Source organism: Rhizobium sp. P2_G9, from assembly GCF_056403475.1.
The window spans coordinates 230096-251937 of record NZ_JBFUFK010000003.1; the positions used below are offsets into that span (position 1 = coordinate 230096).

The following is a 21842-nucleotide window of genomic DNA, read 5'->3' on the forward strand; positions in this document are numbered from 1 at the left end:
TTTCTGCGGTGATTGCGGCTCAGTTCAGCCCGCCCATGTGGAAACTCTTCATCTCCAGATATTCCTCGATGCCCGCCTGCGCGCCTTCGCGACCGAGACCGGATTGCTTGACGCCGCCGAAGGGGGAGATTTCCATGGACACTGAACCGGTATTCAGCCCGACCATGCCGAATTCCAGCGCCTCGCCGACGCGCCAGGCGCGTTTGAGGTTTTCGGTGTAGAAATAGGAGGCGAGACCATAAGGTGTGCCATTGGCAATGGCAATCGCCTCCTCCTCGGTTTCGAACCGGAAAAGCGGTGCGACGGGCCCGAATGTTTCTTCATTGGCAAGCTGCATGTCGGTGGTGGCGCCAGTCAGCACCAGCGGCGCCGTATACTGGCTGCCTTCCGGCATTGCGGGCTTGGTGGTGATGATCTTCGCACCCTTGGCGAGGGCATCTTCCACATGGCGGTTGATCTTGTCGATCGCCGCCATATTGATCATCGGGCCGATTGCCACGCCAGCCTCGGTGCCTGGGCCGACTGTCAAAGCTTCGACCCGTGCCTTGAGCCTGGCGGCAAAGGTATCATAGATGCCGCTCTGCACCAGGATACGGTTGGCGCAGACGCAGGTCTGGCCGCCATTGCGGAATTTCGAGGCGAGCGCGCCTTCGATCGCCAGATCGAGATCGGCATCATCAAACACGATGAAGGGCGCATTGCCGCCCAGTTCCAGGCTCAGCCGTTTGACACTGTCGGCGGCGCCACGCATCAGCAATGAACCGACGCGTGTCGAACCGGTGAAGGAAATCTTCCGCACGGTTTCGTTGGCCATGATTTCCTGGCCGATCTCCGAGGGCATGCCGGTGACGATGTTGATCACACCGGCCGGAATGCCGGCCCGTTCGGCAAGCACGCCGAGCGCCAGCGCCGAATAGGGTGTAAACTCCGATGGCTTGATGACCACGGTGCAGCCGGCGGCAAGCGCCGGCGCAACCTTGCGGGTGATCATCGCATTGGGGAAATTCCAGGGCGTGATGATGCCACAGACGCCGACCGGCTCCTTCAGGATGATGATGCGGCGGTCTGTTGTGGGCGAGGGGATGGTGTGGCCGTTGATGCGGCGTGCCTCTTCGGCAAACCATTTGACGAAGGAGGCGCCGTAGCGGATTTCGCCCTTTGCCTCATCCAGCGGCTTGCCCTGTTCGATCGTGAGGATCAGCGCCAGATCGTCGAGATGCTGCAGCATCAGGCCATGCCAGGCTTCCAGCAGCAATGCCCGTTCGGCATTGGTCCTTTTTCTCCAGCCTCTATAGGCCTGCTCGGCGGCTTCGATCGCAGCGCGGGTCTCGGAGCCGCCCATATCAGGCACCGAGCCGATTGCGGCTTGCGTGGCCGGGTCGATGACATCAACGGTCTTGCCCGAGGTCGACCCTACCCATTTCTCGCCGATCAGACCCTGCTGGCGAAAGAGATCCTTGTCCTTGAGAATTTGCATATGTGCCTCGATGTCAGGAAAGTGCCGCGATGACGGCATTGGTGATCGCATCGGTCCTGTCGCGGCCGGGAATTGTGCCGATGCCGCTTTTGGTGACGGCTTCGATGGCCTGCATGATTATCGCCGCCGCCTCCCGTTCACCCAGATGTTCGAGCATCATCGCGCCGGACCATATGGTGGCGATGGGATTGGCTATGCCGAGATGGGCGATGTCAGGCGCCGAGCCATGCACCGGCTCGAACATGGACGGTGCACTTCGGTCGGGATTGATATTGGCGGAAGCAGCAAAGCCGAGACCGCCCTGGATCGCGGCGCCGAGATCGGTCAGGATATCGCCGAAGAGGTTCGAGGCAACGATGACGTCGAGGCTCTCAGGCGCCATCACCATCCGGGCGGCCAGCGCATCGACATGGTAGCTTGTCACTTCGATATCGGGATAGTCGGCCGCCAGCGTGCGGGTGATTTCATCCCAGAACACCATCGAGAATTTTTGCGCATTGGATTTGGTGACCGAGGCGAGCTTGTGCCGGCGCAGCCGTGCCTGTTCGAAACCGAAACGCAGGATGCGTTCGACGCCGGTGCGGGTGAAAATGGAAGTTTCCACCGCAACTTCATTGTCCATGCCCTGATGCACGCGGCCGCCAGCGCCCGAATATTCGCCTTCGGTATTCTCGCGGATGCAGAGGATGTCGAACTTTTCCGCCCTGAGTGGTCCCTGCACGCCTGGCAGCAGGCGATGCGGCCGGATATTGGCATATTGCACGAAAGCCTTGCGGATCGGCAGAAGCAGGCCGTGCAGCGAGACAGAATCCGGCACTTCGGCCGGCCAGCCGACCGCACCGAGCAGGATGGCGTCGAAGGGCCTGAGCGTCTCGATGCCGTCTTCCGGCATCATCCGCCCCGTCTCCTTGTAGTATTTGCATGACCAGGGGAATTCGGTGCCGTTGAGCGCGAAGCCGGCACCCTTGGCCGCGACCTGCAGGACCGACCAGGCGGCGCCGGTGACGTCGCGACCGATGCCGTCGCCGGGAATGAGAGCGATCGAATAGGCTTTCATGACTTCCTCAAAGGCTGATGAGCACGCTCTTGGTCTTGCGGTTGGCGAGATAGGCCTCGCGTCCGAGATCCTTGCCGAGCCCGGAGCGCTTATAGCCGCCCGTCGGCAGGATATGATCGCGCGACCGGCTGTAGCGATTGATCCAGACGGTACCTGCCTGTATCTGGCGTGCCAGCCGGATCGTCCGCGACAGGTCGGAGGTGAAGAGGCCCGAGGCGAGGCCATAGGTCGGATGATCGGCCAATGCCAGCGCCTCCTCCTCGGTCTCGAATGTTTGCAGTGTCAGCACCGGTCCAAAAATTTCTTCGATGATGGCAGGCGACGACGAATCGACATCTGTGAGCAGCGTCGGCTCGTAGAAATAGCCTTCACGCTGCATGGCTTTGCCGCCGATGATGCACCGGCTGCCGCCTTCCACGGCCGCGTCGACGATCGATCCGATCCGATCCCGCTGGCGCTCGGAAATAACAGGCGAATATTGCGTAGCCTCGTCCCAGGTCGGACCGGGCCGGACACTTGACATGTGGGCCACCAGTGCCTCGGTGAACTGGTCTACAACGCTTGCCTCGACGATCACGCGCGTCGCCGCAACGCAGGCCTGGCCAGCATTGAAGAGCACGCTGCCGGCAATTGCATCGGCTGCCTTGGCAAGGTCGGCATCGGCAAAGACGATCTGCGGGCTTTTGCCACCCAGTTCTAGCGTCATCGGCTTGACGCCCGAGCGGGCGATGTTTTCCATGATGGCGGAGCCGGCGCGTGTCGAGCCGGTAAAGCTGACCTTGGCGATATCGGCATGGCCGGTCAACGCATTGCCAGTCGTGGCGCCATCGCCGAGCACGACGTTGAAAAGTCCTGCCGGCAGGCCGGCCTCGACCGCCAGCTGTGCCATATAGACAGTGGAAAAAGGCGTCATTTCGGATGGCTTCAGCACCACGGCATTGCCTGCGGCCAGTGCCGGGCCGAGCTTCCAGCCGGCCATGGAAACCGGGAAATTCCACGGCGTGATCGCGCCGACGACCCCATAGGGCTCGCTGAGGATCATACCGAACGTCTTGTCGTCGGTCGGTACGACGTCGCTGCCTTCCTTATCGGCAAATTCGGCGAAGAAGCGGATCTGCTCGGCCGTGACAGCGATGTCACCGGCGACGAGCTGACCAACCAGCCGGGTGGAGGAGAGCGCCTCGATCCGGGCGAGCGTCTCTGCCTCGGCTTCGATCAGGTCGGCCCAGGCATGCAGCACCCTGGTGCGCTCCCGCGGCCGGACGCCACCCCAATTGCTGGCCTTCAGCGCCGCCTTGGCCGACTGCACCGCACGATCGACCATGTCCGCGCCGGCAATCGGGCAGCCGGCATAGGCTTTGCCGTCCGAGGGGCGGCGCATATCGATAGCGCCTGCCGCCGAAACCAGTTCGCCACCGATGAAATGGCCGATCGGCAGGGACAATGTATCGGGATCGAAGCTCAGGCCCATGGAATGTTCTCTCTCCGGAGTCTGCCGTCAGACTATCTCCACCTTCGGAGCAGCATGCATCGTGTGACAAGGAGAGGGCCGACGAATCTCCCGTTTTAACGGGCGCGGACAGTGAATTCTTTCGCCGTGGCCAGGGTTCTCCGGAGAATGACGAGGAAGGGCGTCAGGAACCGCGCCTCCGGCCGCGAGCGGTTGACGGAGACGCAGAGCTGCATGTTGACTTCGGGGGCGAAGGGGCAGGCGACGACATCATCGGCTTGCCACACCGACAGCTTGTCGACCAACGCAATACCCAGCCCACGCCGGACCAGGGGCAGAGCGCCGATCGACGAGGCGATCTGGATCGAGACATCGCGTTTCTCTCCCTCCGCTTCGAAGGCCTTGTCGAGGGCAGGGCCGATGACTTCGGCATGCGAGGCATAGGAAATCAGCGGCCGGCCGAGCAGGTCCTTCGGCCGGACAATGTCTGCCGAAGCTAGCGGATCGCCGTCCGGGCACACCGCAACGACCGGGATGTCGGCCAGGATTTCGAAACGAACGGTGGGCGCCAGGATCGGGCTGAGCGTGATCGCCACGTCGATGTCACCCAATTCCAGCGCATCGGCGATCTCGCGTTTCGGCAGCGTATGCAGGTGGATCTTCACGTCACCCTGGTCCCGGCGGAAGGTGGCCAGGGCTTCCGGCAGAAGCGAATAGGCGATGGGAAGGCTGGCACCGATCCGGAGCAGGCCGATCTTTGCCGCGCCGACGTCACGCGTCAGGGCCGTCAACGTGTCAAATTGCCGAAAGGCCCGATCGACATCGGGATAGATAAGCTGTGCTTCCATCGTCGCCACCAGTCGTCCGCCGATCCGGTCGAACAGGGGATAACCGAGCTGGTCTTCGAGATGGGCCAGAAGCTTGCTCACCGCCGGCTGGGAAATGCCGAGCGCATTGGCGGCGGCGGTGATCGTGCCGTCGCGCATGATGGCGCGGAAAACTTCCAGCTGGCGCAGATTCATGTCCGTCCGGTGATCACGGGTTTCAGAGAGCGTAGCGGATTCGCATCTCGTCAAACAGTCCACGCATCTGTTTGCCGACCGGCCTCGGATCGCTCGCCATCCGCTCGACCGCGTCGAAGACACGGTGCTTGAGGAAATATCGCCAGCCGACCGGTGCTGTGGCGAGGAAATCCGTCAGCAGGTCGTAGCGCTCGCGCGTCCAGACGTGCTCGAAGGCGGCACGCTCCGCACCATAGCTGATGATATCGGTCGATCCACGCGGATGGTTCGTCCGCAGGGCAAACGTGGCGTCCGTATCGACCTGGCCATGACGGATCACCACGCCATAGTCTTGCTGAGCTCGTTCTCCACTGACCACGCCCTTCAGCACATCGGCGAGCACGGCCTCGACCGGCCGGTCGAAAGGATTGCCATAGCCGCCGGCGCCGGGCCCGATCACCCGGATGATATCGCCGGGTCCGCAATGGACGACATCGGTATTGCCGAGCGAGACGGCATCCTCGCGATCCGGATTGCGGATGAATTGCGAGATTGCTCCGGCATGCGCGCCAGCCACGCCCCAGGAGGGCATCACCGACCGGTTGCGGTTGCGCGCCGTGACCACGGTTTCGGGGGCGGAAATCTCGAACTCCATGATGGCCGACAGTCCACCGCGATATTTGCCAGCAGCGCCGGTGTCCGGCTCCAGGCCGTAGCGCAGGAAGCGGATCGGCACTTCTGCCTCGCTGATCTCGATCGGCGTGTTGCGCAGGAAGCCCGTCGCGCCGCCGGCTCCATCGCTGCCGTCCGAAAACGGTGTGCCGCCGCCACCACCGCCGACCGGGCCGATCGAGGCCATGACGGGCTTGCCGTTGCGGCCCGTCGTCTTGATGTTCATGATCGCATTTCCGCCCGGCGATGCGGCCGGCATCAGGTGCGGCAGGGCCTGGACGAAGGCGCCCAGCGTAACGATCTGGGTCATGGCGCAAGTCAGTGAACGCATGCCGACGGCCGCCGGCCGCGTGCAGTTGACCACGGAGCCTTCCGGCAGGATGGCCCTTGCCGGTCTGAGCGTTCCGGCATTCAACAGCAGATTATTGTCCAGGGTAAAGAGGACATAGGTGAGCCCGACCATGACCAGCGGATGCCGCTCGCGACCTCCGGTCGGCATGTTCAGCGACGAGCCGAGCTGCGGGTCACTGCCGGTATAGTCAAGAATGACTTCATCGCCATGCACCCTCAAGGTGAGCGCAATGCGACAGGGCTTGCCGCCGACCGAATCCTCGTCGGCATAGTCGGCAAAGAAATAGTCGCCATCCGGAACGCTCGCGATGATCTGGCGCGTCTGCGCCTCGGCATAGTCGAGGATCTGTTCGACGCCTTCGATGAAAGTGTCGAAGCCGAAGCGGCGAACAATATCCTGCATCTTGCGCTCGCCGATATTGACCGAGGCGATCTGGGCATGCAGGTCGCCGAGATTCTGCTGCGGCATACGCACATTGGCGCCGATCATTGCCGTGACGAATGTGTTCATCCGCCCGCCCTCGACGAGCTTGACCGGCGGGATGCGAATGCCCTCCTGCTCGATCTCGGAGAGCGACCGCGACAGCGATGCGGGCACGGCGCCGCCGACATCGGTATTGTGGATATGGCCGACGACGAAGCAGGCGAGCCGCCCGTCATAAAAAACCGGTTTCCAGATATGGATATCGGGCGAATGGGTGGCGACGAAGCCGCTATAGGGATCGTTGGTGATGCAGATATCGCCGTCGGCATAGCTGTAGAAGGCCTCCAGCAGCGGCGCATAGTCGATACCGGAATACCAGGGCGCGCCGAACTGGCGGGGATTGGCGAAGGCGAGGCCCTCACGGGTGACCACCTGGCAGGAAAAATCCTCCGTCTCCTTGACGAAGGCCGAGTGCGCGGTGCGCATCAGCGTGAACGCCATGGCATCGGCGGCGGCGGAGCAGAAATTGGCCAGGACCTTGATGTTGCGCTTGTCGATCGCCACGATCAGAACTCCGCCTTGGTGATGATGAGATTGCCGAAACGATCGACCACGAGCTCGAAACCGGGTGGAACCACCGTCGTCGTGTCATCCTGCGCGATGATTGCCGGACCTCGCAGACGATGACCCGAACCGAATTGGGCACGATGATAGACATGCGTCGCCCAGGAACGGCCATCGAACCAGCCCTCGACCGTCTTGCGCGGCTCTAAGGCTTCGCTGCCCTTGGCAATTTCCAGCAGCCCGGGCTTTTGCGTTGCGCCAGTGATCACCAGCCGGAGGTTGATCATCTGTACGGCCGCCTTGGCATCGGCATGGCCATAGAGACGCTCATGTTCACGATGAAAGGCCGCGGTGATGGCGGCGGCATTGCCGGAGAGGAGCCAATCCGCCTCGATTTCGGTTTCTATTTCGAAAGACTGGCCGAGATAGCGCATATCGGCGGTCAGGCGCATCGTGCCTTCGTCATGATAGGCCTGTGCCGTCAGCCAGGCTCGGGCGCTGTCCTCGAGTTGGTTGAGCATGGGCGTGAGCGCAGCGATCTCGTCCGTCGTCACATCGCAGTAGATCGTCCGGATGAAATCGTTCTTCAGGTCGGCAACCAGGCCGCCAAGGGCCGAGACGACGCCAGGCGCGGGCGGCACGATCACACCCTTCATGTCGAGTTCGCGCGCCAGGAAGCAGGCCAGCATCGCGCCGGCACCGCCGAAGGCGAAGAGGTGGAATTCACGCGGGTCGATGGCATAGCGCGACATCAGCGCGCTGACTTCGGCATACATGCCCGACACCGAGATATCGATGATATTGCCGGCCAGCGTCTCGACATAGGTGCCGAGTTTTTCTGCCAGCGGCGCCAGTACCGCCCTGGCTGCCGCATGATCGACGGTGACGGCGCCATAGCCCAGCGGCATATGCCCCATCAGGTTGGCGGCAGCCATGGCATCGGTGATTGTCGGCTTCGTGCCGCCGCGGCCATAGCAAGCGGGGCCGGGCGTCGAACCGGCGCTTTCCGGGCCGACATGCAATGTGTCGAGCGCATCGAGCCAGGCGACGGAGCCGCCGCCCTGGCCGACCGAACTGACGGAGACTGATGGCACGTGGATCTGAAAGTCGCCGATCACCTCGCCGACCCCATATTGCGCCTGACCGTCGATGATCACGGCGACATCGGCACTGGTGCCGCCGATATCGAGGCTGAGGATATGGTCAAAGCCGCTCGCATGGGCGAGATGGCCCGCACCGATGACCCCGGACGCCGTGCCCGACAGGATCATCTGCACACATTCCTTGCGMGCCTGGTCGATGCCCATCACGCCGCCATTGCTCTTGGTGATCGTCAACGGCCCTGACACGCCTTGCCGGCGCAGCACGGTTTCGAAGCGATCGAGATAGTTGGCGACGCGCGGCTGGACATAACCGCTGATGACGGCGGTGATCGTCCGCTCATATTCGCGGATCACCGGCCAGGTCTCGGCAGAAGAGATGACGTTGAGATGCGGTGCGATGCGCCCAATCATCGCTTTCACCACCTGCTCGTTGGCGGGATTGCGATAGGCATGCAGGAAGGAGAGCACGATACCGGTGCAGCGGCAGGCGATCACGGCTTCCACGGCGCGAGCGACATCCGCCTCATCGGGTGCCAGAAATATCTCACCGGTGGCGAGGGTTCGTTCGGCGATGCCGAAGACCCGGTCGCGCGAGATCAGCGGTTTGGGCCGGACGGAATAGAGATTGTGGATCTGCGGGATCTTAAGCCGCGCCACCTCCAGCACGTCTTCGAAATTGCGCGTTGTGAACAGGGCGATATTGTCGCCGTTGCGCTGGATGACTGTGTTGACGCCAACCGTGGTGCCATGGGTGAAATAGGAAATGTCGGAGGGCTCGATGTCGTCGCGCGCCTTGAGCTTGTCGAGCGCGAGCAGCACTTCCTCGCCAGGCGCATCCGGCCGTGAAAACACCTTGAGCGTTGAGAGCTGGTTCGTCTGTTCATTCAGCACAGCAAAATCGGTAAACGATCCGCCGACATCCACGCCAACCCGATAGGCCATGGTCATACTCCTTCGCTGCGGAAGCAGTTTTCGCAGGCGGGTCATGCGGCTACCACAGAATATTTAGGTGAAGTCCATAACCTTTGGTTATGATGTCTTCGTAGGTTTGGGCACGATCATATAATTGCCTGGCTGTGGCGCCGGCCGATAGCCGGCCTTTTCATAGACCGCGTGTGCATCCGCCGTCGCCAGCATCCAGGTGCTGATGGTGGCGAGTTCCGGATGGTTGCGGATTTCCCGCGCCAGCCATGATGCAAGACCCCTGCCGCGATGCGCGGGCAGGGTGAAGACGTCACGCAGATAAGCGAACATGGCATAGTCGGTGACGACGCGGGCAAAGGCGGCCATCGTTTCGTCCGGGGCATAGATGCCGATGACGAGCGAATGATCGAGCGCGCGCTTGAGCACATCCGGATCAAGCCCCTTGGCCCAATAGGAATCATTGGCGAGAAAGCTATGGACCACGCCGAGATCGATCTGCTCCGGGTCCGTGCTCAGCAGATAGCCGTCGCGCTGCGCGGAAAATATCGCCTTGGATGATCCTGCCGTCATCCGCCCACCGTCACATAGATTTTCCGCACCGTCTCGATGGTTTTCCATTTGCCGACAAAACCCGGTTTCATGACGAAGCTGTCGCCCGCTCCATATGTCACGGCCTCGCCGCCATCGGGGGTGATCTCAACCACGCCGGACAGGATATGGCAGAACTCGAACGTTTCGCCCTTGATCGAACGCGTTTCGCCGGGCGTCGCCTCCCAGACGCCGGTACGCACCGATCCGTCCTTTGCCTCGTCCTGCGCCCAGGTCTTGAACGAGGGATCGCCGGTGATCAGCCTTTCAGGCAGAGCCTTGGAGTGCCTCGGCGTGGACTGCGGATCGGTGACGACGGTTTTGAGCAGCGACATGGAGGACCTTTCGAATGTGGAGTCAATAGCCGCGCCGGCGGTCGACCAGACCGATCGGCTCGAGGCCGGCACGAAGGCGGTGGATGTTGTCGATCACGGCGCGGGCCGCCGTTTCCGGCTGGGTCGTGCTTGCGACATGGGGTGTGAGGATGATCTTCGGATGTGCCCAGAAGCGATGCTCTGCCGGCAGTGGTTCCGGATCGGTGACGTCGATGAAGGCGCTCGCCAGATGACCGGAATCGAGTGCTTCCAGCAGTGCATCGTGATCGAGATGCTGGCCGCGCCCGGCATGCACGAGCATCGCGCCCGCCGGCAGGCTGGCAAACAGCGAGGCGTTCAGGATGCCGGTGGTCTCCGGCGTCAGCGGGAGCAGGCAGACGAGGATGTCTGTCTGAGACAGCATGAGCCTGCGACCGTCGTCGCCGTGATGGCAACGGACACCCTCTATCTCGCGCGACGATCGGCTCCAGCCGGCAAGGGCGAAACCGAAGGGTTTCAGCCGTTCGATGACTGCCGAGCCCAAGCTGCCGAGGCCGAGAATGCCGACACGGATCTCCTGCGCTTGCCTTTGGGGCAAGGCACGCCAGTCTGCCTTTCGCTGTTGACTGAGATAGTCAGGGAGTTGGCGATGCAAGGCGAGCACCGCTAGCGCCACATATTCCTGCATCATCCGGATGATGCCGTCTTCGACCATGCGCACGATCTTGATATGCGCGGGCACTAACTTGTCGTCGAACTGGTCGACCCCGGCACCGATCGAAAACAGGATTTCCAGATTGCGGTAGCGGGCGAGGTCGTCGGGCAGGGTCCATGTGATCAGGTATCGGACCGCATCCGGGTCGACGCTTGCGGGATCCATGGAAAAGGGCACATCCGGCAGCGCGTGCGCAAAAGCCTCGGCGAAGATCGCACCGCGCGCGGCATCGGAATTGAACAGAAAGGTCATTGTCAGCCTTTGCCTTTCAGGCGGCGCATTTTTCGCCGAGAGCCTCGATCATCCTTCGGCATTGTTCAAGCTCGGCGAGCAGGATGAATTCGTCGGGCTTGTGAGCCCGGTCGATATCGCCAGGACCGCAGATGATCGCATCGACACCAGCCGCCTGGTAGAGGCCGGCTTCAGTGCCATAGCTAACGGCGGCCAGCGATGTCCGACCGGTCAGATCCTCCAGCAATCCGACGAGCGCGGCATCAGCGGCGAGCGACAGGGATGGATAAGCGCTTAACGGCGTCCAGTCCACGGTGAAGCCCTGCGCCTCGAGCGCCTCCGCCCGCGTTCGGATTGGTGCCAGCAGGTCGCCGGGATCGACGCCGGCGATGGCGCGCGCCTCGAGGTCGAGCGTGCACTTGTCCGGAATAATGTTCAGCGCCTGCCCTCCGGAAATGATGCCGGCCTGAAGCGAAGAGTAGGATGGTTCGAAGGTCGGGTCGAAAGGACCTTCCGCCAGCCGTCGGGATTGCGCCACCGCGCCGCTCAGCACGTCGGCCATTGCATGGATGGCGTTGAGGCCAAGATCGGGACGGGACGAGTGGCCCGCCCGGCCGCCGATGGTTACACGCGCGGCTGCCTTGCCCTTATGCGCGCGCACTGCCTGCATGCGGCTCGGTTCGCCGATGATCGCGCCGAGTGGCGGTGCGCAAAGCTCTTTCAGCTGCGCCAGCATATGCGGCACGCCACGGCATCCGGCCTCCTCGTCATAGGAGAAGGCGAAATGGATGGGTCTGCCGAGATTGGAGCGAGCGAGCGCCGGCGCCGCGGCCAGCGTTGCCGCCAGGAAACCCTTCATGTCGGTCGTTCCACGCCCGTAGAGCTTGTCGCCCTCCCGGCGCAGTGTGAACGGGTCGGAGGTCCAGCCGGTCTCGCGCGCGGGCACGACATCCATGTGGCCGGAGAGGATATAGCCGGTTCCGTCCCTCGGGCCGATCGTGGCAAACAGGTTGGCCCTGTCGCCTTCCGGCCCCGGAAGCACGGTCACGGTTGCGCCCAGGCCTTGCAGATATTGCATGACCCAGTCGACGATATCGCCGTTCGGCGTGCCGACCACGCTCGGGAAAGCAACCAGACGCGAGAGGATGTCGAGCGTGTCCATCATGGTCCTCAGAGCATGCCGGGTTTGCCGAGATCGGTGCCGTCGATCATGCGTTCGTAGCGGAACGGTTTTGGATCGACGCTGGGCCTGTCGCCGCGGATGAGATCGGCGGCGAGCTGGCCGGCGCCGGGTCCGATGCCGAAGCCATGCCCGGAAAAGCCGGAGGCGATGAACAGGCCCGGACGCGACTGGACGGGCGAGATGACGGGGATGGCATCCGGCGTCGAATCGACAATCCCGCCCCAGCTTTGCGCCACGGTGATACCCGTGAGTGCCGGATAGTATTCCTGTAGCTTCCTGACGCCCTTGGCGACGAGATGCTGGTCGGGTGCCGGGTCGAGGGTGCGGATGCGCTCGAACGGCGAGATGCTGTCGGCGCGCCACTTGGCCAGTGATTCCGGCCCGTCGAAGAATGATCTGCCGAGCGAATAGGTGAGGCCCTTGCGGCGGATCTGGAAGGTTCGCCAGAAAGCCTTGGCCTGCAGCAGGCCCCAGGGGGTGATCTGCAATTGCCCCTGGCCGCTTAGCCCGATCGTGTAGCCGCCATCCAGGCGCCGGCGCAGGGTGACATCCGGTGTGAAAATGCCGCCTTCGGTAACTGCTTCTGCCGCCTTGGTGTAGAAGGATGTCGACTTCACCGACGCTTGCAGGAATTTAACGCCGTGATGGCGCAGCAGCATGCCGCTCCACGCGCCGCCTGCCACCAATACGGCCTGGCAGCGGATCAGCCCGCGCTCCGTGACGACGCCGAAAATCCGGCCGGCGCTGGTCTCGAAACTGCGCACGGCACAATTCTGCACGATAGTTGCGCCGGCGGCTATTGCCGCCTTGGCAAGCGCTGCGACTGCCAGCTCCGGCTCGGCCTTGCCGTCGGTCGGCGAATGGACGCCGCCTTGCCAGCTTTGGCTGTTGCCCGGCAATTTCTCCTTTGCCTCGGCGCTGGAGAGCATGCGCGTGTCGACGCCGAATTCCCGTGCGATCCTGCCCCATTTCTCCCAGGTGGCGATGTCGGCGGCATTGTTGGAGGCATAGACGAGGCCGGTTTCGCGAAACCCGGTCTCCTCGCCGGTGCGGCGGTTGAGGTCGCGCCAGATTTGCAGCGCCAGCTGGGCAAGCGGCAGCTCGCGCGGATCGCGGTTCTGCTGTCGGCACCAGCCCCAATTGCGGCAGGATTGCTCGCCGGACACGATGCCCTTTTCGATGACCGCGACCGACGTGCCGCGGCTTGCCAGGCTGAGCGCGGCGGAGATCCCCGCCATGCCGGCGCCAACGACAACGACGTCGACGGATTGGGGAATTTCGTAAGGAGTGACAATCCTGCGCACGGGTGGCGACATGTTTCCGGCTCGTTGGGCTATGAAGGCGAATTCTGGATGATCGAATGCCGATAGGATGACGTCGTGTCAGCATGATTGCATGCCGAATGCAGGAATGTTTCAGTCGATTGTTGTGCAGTCATGCGTTTTYCGAGCAAATTGTATCGGGCGGATTGGCCTATCTTCACATGCGGGACATGCGCTCCTCTCAGCGCATCATATCGGTATCCAATCGTAGGGGTGGACATTGAAGGTATCAGACAGCCTGCGGGTCGATGCTTTCTCCATGCGCATCGGCAACATCCAGGATGTAGAGCTCGACCAGCTGCACGCGCTGTCGATCTCGGTGGGCTGGCCGCATCGCGCCGAGGACTGGCAGTTTCTGCGCGAGACCGGCCACGGCATCGTGGCGCTCGACGAGATCGGGCGCGTGATGGGGTCCGGCATGTGGTTTCCGCACGGCGACCGGTTTGCGACTGTCGGCATGGTCATCACCTCGCCGCGGCTGCAGACCAATGGGACCGGCCAATGGCTGATGAATCACATATTGAGCGAAGTTTCCGGCCGTGAGCTCAGCCTCAGCGCCACCCGCGCGGCGCGGCGGCTCTATCTGTCGCTCGACTTCAAGCCGGAGAAGACTGTCTTCCAATGCCAGGGCACGGCGCGAATGGGCGATGGCATCGAGGCGACAGCGTCCGACGGCGATGTGCGGCTGCTCGGCGCCGGCGATCTCGCGGCTGTATGCGCATTGGATGCGGCCGGCTTCGGCGTCGACCGGACGCCGCTGGTCACACGGCTCGAGCGCCAATCCATCGCCTATGGCCTGTTTCGCTCCGGCGTGTTGCAGGCTTTCGCCTTCTGTCGTCCCTTCGGACGGGGCCATGTCATCGGTCCGGTGGTCGCATCGAACGACAGCGACGCGATCGCCGTCATCCGCCCGCATGTCGAGCGCCATGCCGGCCGGTTCCTGCGGCTCGATACGCGCCGGGAAAGCGGCGACTTTGCCTCCTACCTGTCGCAGTCCGGCTTGCAGGTCTATGACACAGTCCTGACCATGTCGTTTGGAAAACCCGTTGTCGCGCAGGACGCGCATGCCTTCGAGACATACGCGCTCGCGACCCAGGCGCTGGGCTGATTCTTCTGCGAGCTTCGACGCGTCATGCGCCGGGGGCTATGCCTCGTCATAGCCGACAACGCCCTTGATCTCCGTGAATTCATGCAAGCCGAACTTGCCATATTCGCGGCCATTGCCTGACTGCTTGTAGCCGCCGAAAGGTGCGGCGCCATCCCAGGCCGAACTGTTGATGCGCACGGTGCCGGTCCGCAGCCGCCGGGAGAGTGCGCGTGCTTCCTCCAGGTCGCCCTGGATATAGGAGGCCAAGCCATAGGGCGTGTCATTGGCGATGGCCACGGCCTCGTCGACGGAGTCGTAGCCGAGGATGGAGAGCACCGGCCCGAAAATCTCCTCGCGGGCGATCGTCATGTCGTTGGTCACGCGGGCGAATACGGTCGGCCTGACATAATAGCCGGCATTGAGATGCGCCGGCCTGTCCGGGCCACCGGTGACGAGCTCCGCACCTTCCTCGACGCCCTTGCGGATCAGGCTCTGGATCTTGTCGAACTGGACCTTGCTGACCACGGGACCGATGTTGGTTTCCGGATCCGCTGGCGCCCCCACCTTGATGGCATCGGCAGCCCTGGCGGCGATCGCGATCGCATCGTCCATCCGCTCCTGCGGTACCAGCAGGCGCGTCGGCGCATTGCAGGACTGGCCGGAATTGTCGAAGCAGCGGCGCACGCCGGCGCTGACGGCCTGTTCGAGATCGGCGCTTCTGAGCACGATATTGGGCGATTTGCCGCCCAGTTCCTGGTGCACGCGCTTGACGGTCGGCGCTGCCATCTGGGCCACCGAAATGCCGGCCCGGGTCGAGCCGGTGAAGGACACCATGTCGATGTCGGGATGGCTGGCAAGCAGGCTGCCGACTGTAGGCCCGTCGCCATGCACAAGGTTGAACACGCCTTTGGGCACGCCGGCTTCGTGCAGGATCTCGGCAAAGATGACAGCGCTCAACGGGGCAATCTCGGACGGCTTCAGCACCATCGTGCAGCCCGTGCCGAGCGCCGGCGCCACCTTGCATGAAATCTGGTTGATCGGCCAGTTCCACGGCGTGATCATCCCGATGACCCCGACCGGTTCGTGCACGATCCTCGTCGATCCCTGCATGTATTCGAGCTCAAAAGACTTGAGCGCCCGGATGGTTTGCTTGAAATGCGATATGCCGATTCCAGCCTGCTGGCTGCGCGCCATATCCAGCGGCGCGCCCATTTCCCGCGAGATCACCTCGCCGAGTTCGTCTCTCCGGCGCGTCAGGATGGCGAGAACACGTTCGAGCAGTTCGAGCCTTTCTTCCTTCGTCGTCATCGAAAATGACGGAAATGCCGTGCGCGCAGCCCTGATCGCCCGTTCCGCGTCCTCGCGACCGCCCATGGCGATCCGGGCAAATGGCTGCTCGGTCGCCGGATCGATGACATCGAGGGTGCTCGTGCCGAGAGGCTCGACCCAGGCGCCGTCGATGTAGAATTTCAGTGCATTGTTCATTCCAAACTCCATCGAATTGGCAAGGAGGGTATGTCCGGCTGGCTGGACCATAGCACAGTGCAATCGCTAGGAATGCTGAAAGCCGAGGCAATTCGGCTGATGCTGCCGAACAGCAGGTCGAAGCGAGCGCCATCGACGGCTCCCAGAACGCTTCAGATCACAAGTGCCTGGAAAACGCGCGTGTGAGCATCGGATCGAGAGCCGGGCGTAGTTTGATGAGATCGTTGTAGAGCGCGCGCGGTATATTCATCCCGTCGCGCATGGTCCTTCGCCGGGCCTCATAGCGACGCTGAGATGGAAGCCGCGCATTCTGGCCTGAGATCGCCTCGAACAACATTTCGGCCCGATCCAGGTTCTGGCCAAGTGAGCCGCCGAGAAACGAGGCCGGATCGAGAATGATGACCAGCTCGCCGTGCAGTGGTGCCGCATCCCTGCCGCCGTCATAGGCCTTGGATTCAATGCTGAGCATGTCGCCGATAAGGGGACCGGCGAGGAGTTCGATCATGGCCGACAGCGCCGAGCCCTTATGTCCTCCAAAGGTCAGCATGGCGCCTTTGAGTGCTTCGGCCGGGTCGGTCGTCGGCTTGCCGTTGAGGTCGATCGCAAGTTCGGCACGGATCGGCATTCCCTGCCGGTTGTGCAGTTCAATTTCGCCTCGCGCTGTGGCGCTCGTGGCAAAGTCGAAGACGAAGGGCTGCTTTCCGGGACGAGGCCAGGCGAAGGCGAAGGGATTGGTTCCGAACACGGGTCGCGTTCCACCCGCGGGGGCAACCCAGCTGTGGCTTGGCGTCATGGCGATCGCCGCCAGGTCTTGTTCCGCGATCGGTTCCACTTCGGGCCACAGAGCCGATAAATGATGGCAATTGTTGATCGCCAGCGCTGCAAGCCCCTGGTTCTTTGCCTTGAGGATCGCGAGGTCGATGCCGCGGCTATAGGCCAGCGAGGAGAAGCCATGGTCGGCGTCCACCTGAAGGATCGCAGGGGCGATATCGCTGATGACTGGTTCCGCGATCTTGTTGATCCGTCCCGTTCTGACGGAATACGCGCAGCCGAGCAGGCGATAAAGTCCGTGTGAATGGCATTCATCGCTTTGCGCACGCACGATCACATCGGCGACGACTTCGCACTGGGCCTGGCTCAATCCCGTGCTGGCGAGAATGTCGAAACTGAGCGCAGTCGCTTCCGACAGCGAGAGGTTTACCGCATCGGTCATCGTCATCCCGAAACGTGATCGCCATTCAGGCCGCATGTGTCGTCCGTAGCTTGGGCTCGCGCATCACGCGCAAGCCCTACCGCTTGCCGGATCGTCAGGCCAGCGTGACCCAGATTGTCTTCATCTGCGTATACTGGTCGAAAGCCTCGATGCCCTTGTCATAGCCGCCGAAGCCGGACGTCTTGTAGCCGCCGAACGGTGTGGTGATGTCGCCTTCGCCATAGCCGTTGACGGCCACGGTTCCCGCCTGGACCTTGCGCGCCATGCGCACCGCGACGTTTATGTCGTTGGAAAACACGGTCGCGGCTAGGCCGTAGTTGGAATCGTTGGCCAGGCGGATCGCTTCTTCTTCCGTCTCGAAGGTCATGACGGCAACCACCGGGCCGAAAATCTCATTGCGGGCGATGGCCATGTCGGGCGTGACCTTGCTGACGATCGTCGGCTCGACGAACCAGCCGCCGGTTTCTTCCAAGGCACGGTTGCCGCCTGCGACGATCTCGGCGCCATCGGCCTTCGCCTGCTGGATGGCGCCCATCACGCGCTTCAGTGCCGAGGCTTCGATCAGCGGTCCGAGCTTTGTCGTCCGGTCGGTCGGCTGGCCGACGACCCAGCTTTCGGTAGCCTTTACCAGGGCGTCGACAAACGCGTCCTTGATCGATGCCTGGACGAGAATGCGCGAGCCGCAGGTGCAGTTCTCGCCCATGTTCCAGAAAGCAGCGCCCGCAAGGTTCTCCGCAATCTGGTCAAGCCGGTCGGCCGCATCCGCCATGACGATCTGCGGGCTCTTGCCGCCGCATTCGAGGACGATTTTCTTGAGGTTGCTGTCCGCCGAATAGCGCAGGAACTGGCGGCCGATTTCCGTCGAGCCGGTAAAGGTCAGGACGTCGACATCCGGATGCAGGCCCAGCGCCTTGCCAGCCACATGGCCGAGGCCGGGGACGACATTGAACACGCCGGCGGGAATTCCGGCCTGCAAGGCAAGTTCGGCAATGCGGATCGTCGAAAGCGAGGCAAGTTCGGCAGGCTTGACGACAATGGAATTGCCGGCAGCCAGTGCCGGGGAAATCTTCCAGGAAAGAGTGCCAGCGGGGAAATTCCACGGCAGCACCATTCCGACAACGCCGACGGGCTGGCGAACGATAAGTCCCAGATTGCCTTCGCCGGTGGGCGATATCTTGCCGAACACCTTGTCGATGGCCTCGGCATACCAGCGAATATTATTCACGACATCTGGGAGGTCGAGCGTTTCGCAATCCGTCAGCGGCTTGCCTGCATCGATTGAATCCAGCAGAGCCAGTTCGGCGGCGTTGGCTTCGACTATATTGGCGAAGTTGAGCAGGATGCGTTTGCGCTCGCGCGGCTCCAAGCCGCTCCAGACACCGTCGTCGAATGCCTTCCTGGCAGCTTTGACGGCTCTGTCGACATCGGCCTCCGAGCAGGCGGCAATCCGGTTCAGGAGCGTGCCGGTTGCCGGGTTGAGATTGTCGAACGCGGCCTTGCCTTCGGCGTCGACCAGCGCGCCATCGATCAGAGCCTGTGTGCGAACTGTCGCGGGGAGGGAAGTCATGTCGTCTCCATTCACTAGATTATAGCACCTTGCTGAGAAAAGCCTTGGCGCGATCGGTTTTCGTATTGCTAAAGAGTTCGGAAGGGCTGCCTTCCTCGACCACGACGCCGCCGTCCATGAAGACCACCTTGTCGCAGACCTCGCGGGCGAAGCCGAGTTCGTGGGTGACCACGACCATGGTCATGCCTTCAGCTGCCAGTTCGCGCATGACGTTGAGCACTTCGCCGACCAGTTCCGGGTCGAGCGCGCTGCTTGGTTCGTCGAACAGCATGAGCTTCGGCTTCATGGCCAAGGCGCGGGCGATTGCCACACGTTGCTGCTGGCCGCCCGACAAGGTGCGAGGATAGGCATTCGCCTTCTCGGTCAGCCCGACTTTCGACAAAAGCACCATCGCTTCTTCGACGGCCTGGGTTTTTGCGACCCGCTTCACCTTTGTCGGCGCTTCGACGATGTTCTGCAGCACCGTCATGTGCGGAAACAGATTGAAGTTCTGGAAGACCATGCCGATATCGGCGCGCTGACGCGCGACTTCCGACTTCTTCATCTCGTAGAGTTTGCCGCGATGTTCGCGGTACCCGACCAGTTGGCCGCCGACCTGAAGGAAGCCGCCATCGATACGCTCAAGATGGTTCATGCAGCGCAGGAATGTACTCTTGCCGGAGCCTGACGGTCCGAGAATGCAGCAGACTTTCCCATACTCGATGGTCAGGTTGACGCCTTTGAGGACGCGAAGCGTGCCGAAGGATTTTTGCACGCCGCGTGCATTGACCGCGTACTGGTCGGTGAATTGGGAGGAAAGTGCGGCCAGCATCAGACGGTCCCCATGTTCGGTTCTTCGCTCTCGTTTACGGCGCTTATCCGCGTGTTCAGCCGGCGATCGCTCTTGCCGAAATGGCGCTCGAGGAAGTGCTGGCCGATCGTAAGGAATGTGGTCAGCGCGAGGTACCAAAGCGAGGCGACGATCAGGAGCGGAATGGTCTGGAAGTTCGCCGTGTAGATCAGCTGGGCGGAGTAAAGCAGTTCCTGCAGCGCGATCACGCTGACCAGGGATGTCGTCTTCAGCATGCCGATCAGCTGATTACCGGTCGGTGGAATGATGACGCGCATCGCCTGCGGCAGAATGATGCGGGTCATCACTCGGAAGCTCGACATGCCCAAAGCCTCTGCCGCTTCGCGCTGGCCGACGGGCACGGAGTTCAGGCCCGAGCGCACGATCTCTGACATATAGGCGCCTTCATTGAGGCCGAGCCCGAGAAGGGCGGCGACATAGACCGTGATGAACGTATTGGCATCAAAGGAGCCGAGGCTGGGGCCAAAGGGAAAGCCGATGGTTATCCGCGGATAAAGTGCCGAAAGGTTGAACCAGAAGATCAGCTGCACAAGCAGCGGCGTGCCGCGGAATATCCAGAGATAACCGGAAGCGATGCTGCCCAGCACCGGGTTCTGAGAGATGCGCATCAGCGCAATGATCGTGCCGAGCACCATGCCGATCGCCATGGCGGCGATCGTCAGCCAGATCGTCGCGAGAAGCCCCGAGAGAATGGCTTGGTCGAACAGATACTGGGCGACGACATCCCACTGGAACCGGGAGTTGGTTATCATCGAGGTTGCCAGACCGGCCAGGATCACGATCAGCAGGGCGGCGGCGATCCAGCGTCCATGGTGCTTGAGCGGCACGACTGGCATCTTCTCATAGTCTTGGCTGAGCTGCCTCACGATTAGCTGTGTCAATTGCGTTCCCCTGAACGTCGTCAAGTTAGCGGTAGATGCCTCGACATTTCTATGGTAATCGATAACCGATAGCCGTTTACATAGTGGCAAGTGAATGGCGATGAGTCAAGCTTGATGGCATTCGAAAAAATGACGGAGTGGAAAATGAGTGAGAATTCCTGGGCCAATTGGGGTGGCAATCAGTTGTTCGAAGCGGAATCGATCGCGCGGCCGGAAACGGAGGATGAGGCGATTGCCGTCATTCGGAGCGCGGTCAGGGAGGGGAAGACCGTCCGAGTCGCCGGTGGCGGGCATTCCTTCACGCCGGTTGTCGAAACCAGGGGCCTGCTCCTGGATTTGTCCAGGCTGACGGGCGTGATCTCCGTCGACAAGGCATCGCGCAAAGCTGAGGTTTGGGCGGGATCGCGGATTGCGGACATTGGACAGCCGCTGTGGGATGCCGGTCTGTCGATTGCAAACCAGGGCGACATCGACGTCCAGTCCGTGGCCGGTGCCGTTGCCACCGGCACGAAGGGATCCGGAATCCATTTCGGCTCGATGTCGTCTCGGGTGAATAGCGTTCGCGTCGTCAACGGGATGGGCGAGGTCGTGGACATCGACGCCGGCAAGCCAGAGCACCTGCTGGCTGCGCAAGTGGCCGTCGGCATGCTGGGAGCGGTTCTGCGCGTCGGCCTCGACCTTGTTCCGCGTTACGGCCTGCGGGAAGAGAATGTCATCCTTCCAATGTCCGAAGTCCTCCGGCAATGGGACCATCTGCTGGCCGAATACAGGCATTTTTCATTCTGGTGGATGCCCACCGACCGCTCGGCGGACATGTACAAGCTTGGCGATGTGCCGGCAGATCATTGCTTCGTGAAATTGCTGCGCGAAGTCCCCGGCGAATTGCCGGACGAACCCCAGGGCGAAATCAATCGCCGGACCGGCCGGGCCTATCGCATCTATCCTGACGGAACGACGGTCGCCGAATTTCATGAGCTTGAATATATGGTCGGCGCCGACCAGGCTCGGTCGGCTGTCGACATCATGCGCGATCTTATGCTCAAGCGATTCCCTGAAGAAATCTCCCCGCTGCAGGTGCGTTGGCAAAAGGCGGACCAAGGCTTCCTGTCTGCGCAGAGTGGCCGGGATAGCACATCAATTTCGGTTTCCGGTGAGATCGGTCGCAATTACGAACCCTTCCTATGCGCGGTCGACGAGGCGCTTCAGCCGCTCGCGGCACGCCCACATTGGGGCAAGCTTCACTTTCTCGATAGGCAGCGTGTGCAGGCGCTTTATCCGGATTATGAGCGGTTTCAGCGCGTGCGGCTTCAGATGGATCCGCAAGATCTCTTCCTGAATCCGCATCTCTCGGCGCTTTTTGGATAGTGTCGACGAAGTGGCTGC

Annotated in this window: 18 protein-coding genes; 2 read left to right on the forward strand and 16 right to left on the reverse strand. The window is 62.1% G+C overall.

Annotated features, from left to right (window positions below; all coding sequences use genetic code 11):
• Positions 1-19: 19 nt before the first annotated feature.
• The 11 genes from AC1DYF_RS04200 to AC1DYF_RS04250 all read right to left on the reverse strand — a co-directional run bounded on the left by AC1DYF_RS04200 (position 20) and on the right by AC1DYF_RS04250 (position 13370).
• A complete protein-coding gene (locus tag AC1DYF_RS04200) occupies positions 20-1477 on the reverse strand; it encodes an NAD-dependent succinate-semialdehyde dehydrogenase (protein WP_477875417.1) in 1458 nt (485 codons plus the stop codon).
• A gap of 13 nt (positions 1478-1490) precedes the next feature.
• Positions 1491-2534, reverse strand: a complete 1044-nt coding sequence (locus AC1DYF_RS04205; RefSeq protein ID WP_477875418.1) for a tartrate dehydrogenase — start codon at positions 2532-2534, stop codon at positions 1491-1493.
• Between the two features lie 7 nt (positions 2535-2541).
• On the reverse strand, positions 2542-4005 hold the full coding sequence (locus tag AC1DYF_RS04210) for an aldehyde dehydrogenase family protein (protein WP_477875419.1): 1464 nt from the start codon (positions 4003-4005) through the stop codon (positions 2542-2544).
• Positions 4006-4100: 95 nt separating this feature from the next.
• Positions 4101-5006 carry a LysR family transcriptional regulator gene (locus AC1DYF_RS04215; RefSeq protein WP_477875420.1) on the reverse strand — a complete coding sequence of 302 codons (906 nt, stop codon included), beginning with the start codon at positions 5004-5006 and terminating at the stop codon, positions 4101-4103.
• Between the two features lie 22 nt (positions 5007-5028).
• Positions 5029-6996, reverse strand: coding sequence for a hydantoinase B/oxoprolinase family protein (locus AC1DYF_RS04220; RefSeq protein ID WP_477875421.1), 1968 nt, complete (start codon positions 6994-6996; stop codon positions 5029-5031).
• 2 nt (positions 6997-6998) lie between these two features.
• A complete protein-coding gene (locus AC1DYF_RS04225) occupies positions 6999-9041 on the reverse strand; it encodes a hydantoinase/oxoprolinase family protein (protein WP_477875422.1) in 2043 nt (680 codons plus the stop codon).
• Positions 9042-9128: 87 nt separating this feature from the next.
• Positions 9129-9593 (reverse strand): GNAT family N-acetyltransferase, encoded by a 465-nt coding sequence (locus AC1DYF_RS04230; protein ID WP_477875423.1) that lies wholly within the window; start codon positions 9591-9593, stop codon positions 9129-9131.
• The gene (locus AC1DYF_RS04235) at positions 9590-9946 is read right to left on the reverse strand and encodes a cupin domain-containing protein (protein ID WP_477875424.1); all 357 of its coding nucleotides are present in this window, start codon (positions 9944-9946) and stop codon (positions 9590-9592) included. The genes AC1DYF_RS04230 and AC1DYF_RS04235 overlap by 4 nt, the downstream gene beginning before the upstream one ends.
• Before the next feature lie 22 nt (positions 9947-9968).
• Positions 9969-10892, reverse strand: coding sequence for a 2-hydroxyacid dehydrogenase (locus tag AC1DYF_RS04240; RefSeq protein ID WP_477875425.1), 924 nt, complete (start codon positions 10890-10892; stop codon positions 9969-9971).
• 16 nt (positions 10893-10908) lie between these two features.
• The gene (gene argE / locus AC1DYF_RS04245; protein ID WP_477875426.1) at positions 10909-12033 is read right to left on the reverse strand and encodes an acetylornithine deacetylase; all 1125 of its coding nucleotides are present in this window, start codon (positions 12031-12033) and stop codon (positions 10909-10911) included.
• Between the two features lie 8 nt (positions 12034-12041).
• Entirely contained in the window at positions 12042-13370 is a 1329-nt protein-coding gene (locus AC1DYF_RS04250) for an NAD(P)/FAD-dependent oxidoreductase (protein WP_477875427.1), read from the reverse strand.
• Positions 13371-13635: 265 nt separating this feature from the next.
• On the opposite strand from AC1DYF_RS04250, the gene AC1DYF_RS04255 reads away from it, so the two are divergent.
• Positions 13636-14484, forward strand: a complete 849-nt coding sequence (locus tag AC1DYF_RS04255) for a GNAT family N-acetyltransferase (RefSeq protein WP_477875450.1) — start codon at positions 13636-13638, stop codon at positions 14482-14484.
• Between the two features lie 36 nt (positions 14485-14520).
• Here the strand turns inward: AC1DYF_RS04255 and AC1DYF_RS04260 are convergent, their stop codons facing one another.
• The 5 genes from AC1DYF_RS04260 to AC1DYF_RS04280 form a co-directional block, all read right to left on the reverse strand.
• Positions 14521-15948, reverse strand: a complete 1428-nt coding sequence (locus AC1DYF_RS04260; RefSeq protein WP_477875428.1) for an aldehyde dehydrogenase family protein — start codon at positions 15946-15948, stop codon at positions 14521-14523.
• Positions 15949-16105: 157 nt separating this feature from the next.
• Positions 16106-17161 (reverse strand): Ldh family oxidoreductase, encoded by a 1056-nt coding sequence (locus tag AC1DYF_RS04265; RefSeq protein WP_477875429.1) that lies wholly within the window; start codon positions 17159-17161, stop codon positions 16106-16108.
• 94 nt (positions 17162-17255) lie between these two features.
• The gene (locus AC1DYF_RS04270; RefSeq protein WP_477875430.1) at positions 17256-18728 is read right to left on the reverse strand and encodes an aldehyde dehydrogenase; all 1473 of its coding nucleotides are present in this window, start codon (positions 18726-18728) and stop codon (positions 17256-17258) included.
• 19 nt (positions 18729-18747) lie between these two features.
• Complete coding sequence (locus AC1DYF_RS04275; RefSeq protein ID WP_477875431.1) at positions 18748-19539, reverse strand: amino acid ABC transporter ATP-binding protein; 792 nt, start codon at positions 19537-19539, stop codon at positions 18748-18750.
• Positions 19539-20459 (reverse strand): amino acid ABC transporter permease, encoded by a 921-nt coding sequence (locus AC1DYF_RS04280; RefSeq protein WP_477875432.1) that lies wholly within the window; start codon positions 20457-20459, stop codon positions 19539-19541. The genes AC1DYF_RS04275 and AC1DYF_RS04280 overlap by 1 nt, the downstream gene beginning before the upstream one ends.
• A gap of 144 nt (positions 20460-20603) precedes the next feature.
• On the opposite strand from AC1DYF_RS04280, the gene AC1DYF_RS04285 reads away from it, so the two are divergent.
• Positions 20604-21824, forward strand: coding sequence for a D-arabinono-1,4-lactone oxidase (locus AC1DYF_RS04285; RefSeq protein WP_477875433.1), 1221 nt, complete (start codon positions 20604-20606; stop codon positions 21822-21824).
• Positions 21825-21842 lie beyond the last annotated feature (18 nt).

Excerpts from the sequence above, each read along its gene's own strand:
- AC1DYF_RS04200 (WP_477875417.1), bottom strand. The coding sequence starts at position 1,477 with ATGCAAATTCTCAAGGACAAGGATCTCTTTCGCCAGCAGGGTCTGATC.
- AC1DYF_RS04205 (WP_477875418.1), bottom strand. The coding sequence starts at position 2,534 with ATGAAAGCCTATTCGATCGCTCTCATTCCCGGCGACGGCATCGGTCGC.
- AC1DYF_RS04210 (WP_477875419.1), bottom strand. The coding sequence starts at position 4,005 with ATGGGCCTGAGCTTCGATCCCGATACATTGTCCCTGCCGATCGGCCAT.
- AC1DYF_RS04215 (WP_477875420.1), bottom strand. The coding sequence starts at position 5,006 with ATGAATCTGCGCCAGCTGGAAGTTTTCCGCGCCATCATGCGCGACGGC.
- AC1DYF_RS04230 (WP_477875423.1), bottom strand. The coding sequence starts at position 9,593 with ATGACGGCAGGATCATCCAAGGCGATATTTTCCGCGCAGCGCGACGGC.
- AC1DYF_RS04235 (WP_477875424.1), bottom strand. The coding sequence starts at position 9,946 with ATGTCGCTGCTCAAAACCGTCGTCACCGATCCGCAGTCCACGCCGAGG.
- AC1DYF_RS04240 (WP_477875425.1), bottom strand. The coding sequence starts at position 10,892 with ATGACCTTTCTGTTCAATTCCGATGCCGCGCGCGGTGCGATCTTCGCC.
- argE (WP_477875426.1), bottom strand. The coding sequence starts at position 12,033 with ATGGACACGCTCGACATCCTCTCGCGTCTGGTTGCTTTCCCGAGCGTG.
- AC1DYF_RS04250 (WP_477875427.1), bottom strand. The coding sequence starts at position 13,370 with ATGTCGCCACCCGTGCGCAGGATTGTCACTCCTTACGAAATTCCCCAA.
- AC1DYF_RS04255 (WP_477875450.1), top strand. The coding sequence starts at position 13,636 with ATGCGCATCGGCAACATCCAGGATGTAGAGCTCGACCAGCTGCACGCG.
- AC1DYF_RS04260 (WP_477875428.1), bottom strand. The coding sequence starts at position 15,948 with ATGAACAATGCACTGAAATTCTACATCGACGGCGCCTGGGTCGAGCCT.
- AC1DYF_RS04265 (WP_477875429.1), bottom strand. The coding sequence starts at position 17,161 with ATGACCGATGCGGTAAACCTCTCGCTGTCGGAAGCGACTGCGCTCAGT.
- AC1DYF_RS04270 (WP_477875430.1), bottom strand. The coding sequence starts at position 18,728 with ATGACTTCCCTCCCCGCGACAGTTCGCACACAGGCTCTGATCGATGGC.
- AC1DYF_RS04275 (WP_477875431.1), bottom strand. The coding sequence starts at position 19,539 with ATGCTGGCCGCACTTTCCTCCCAATTCACCGACCAGTACGCGGTCAAT.
- AC1DYF_RS04285 (WP_477875433.1), top strand. The coding sequence starts at position 20,604 with ATGAGTGAGAATTCCTGGGCCAATTGGGGTGGCAATCAGTTGTTCGAA.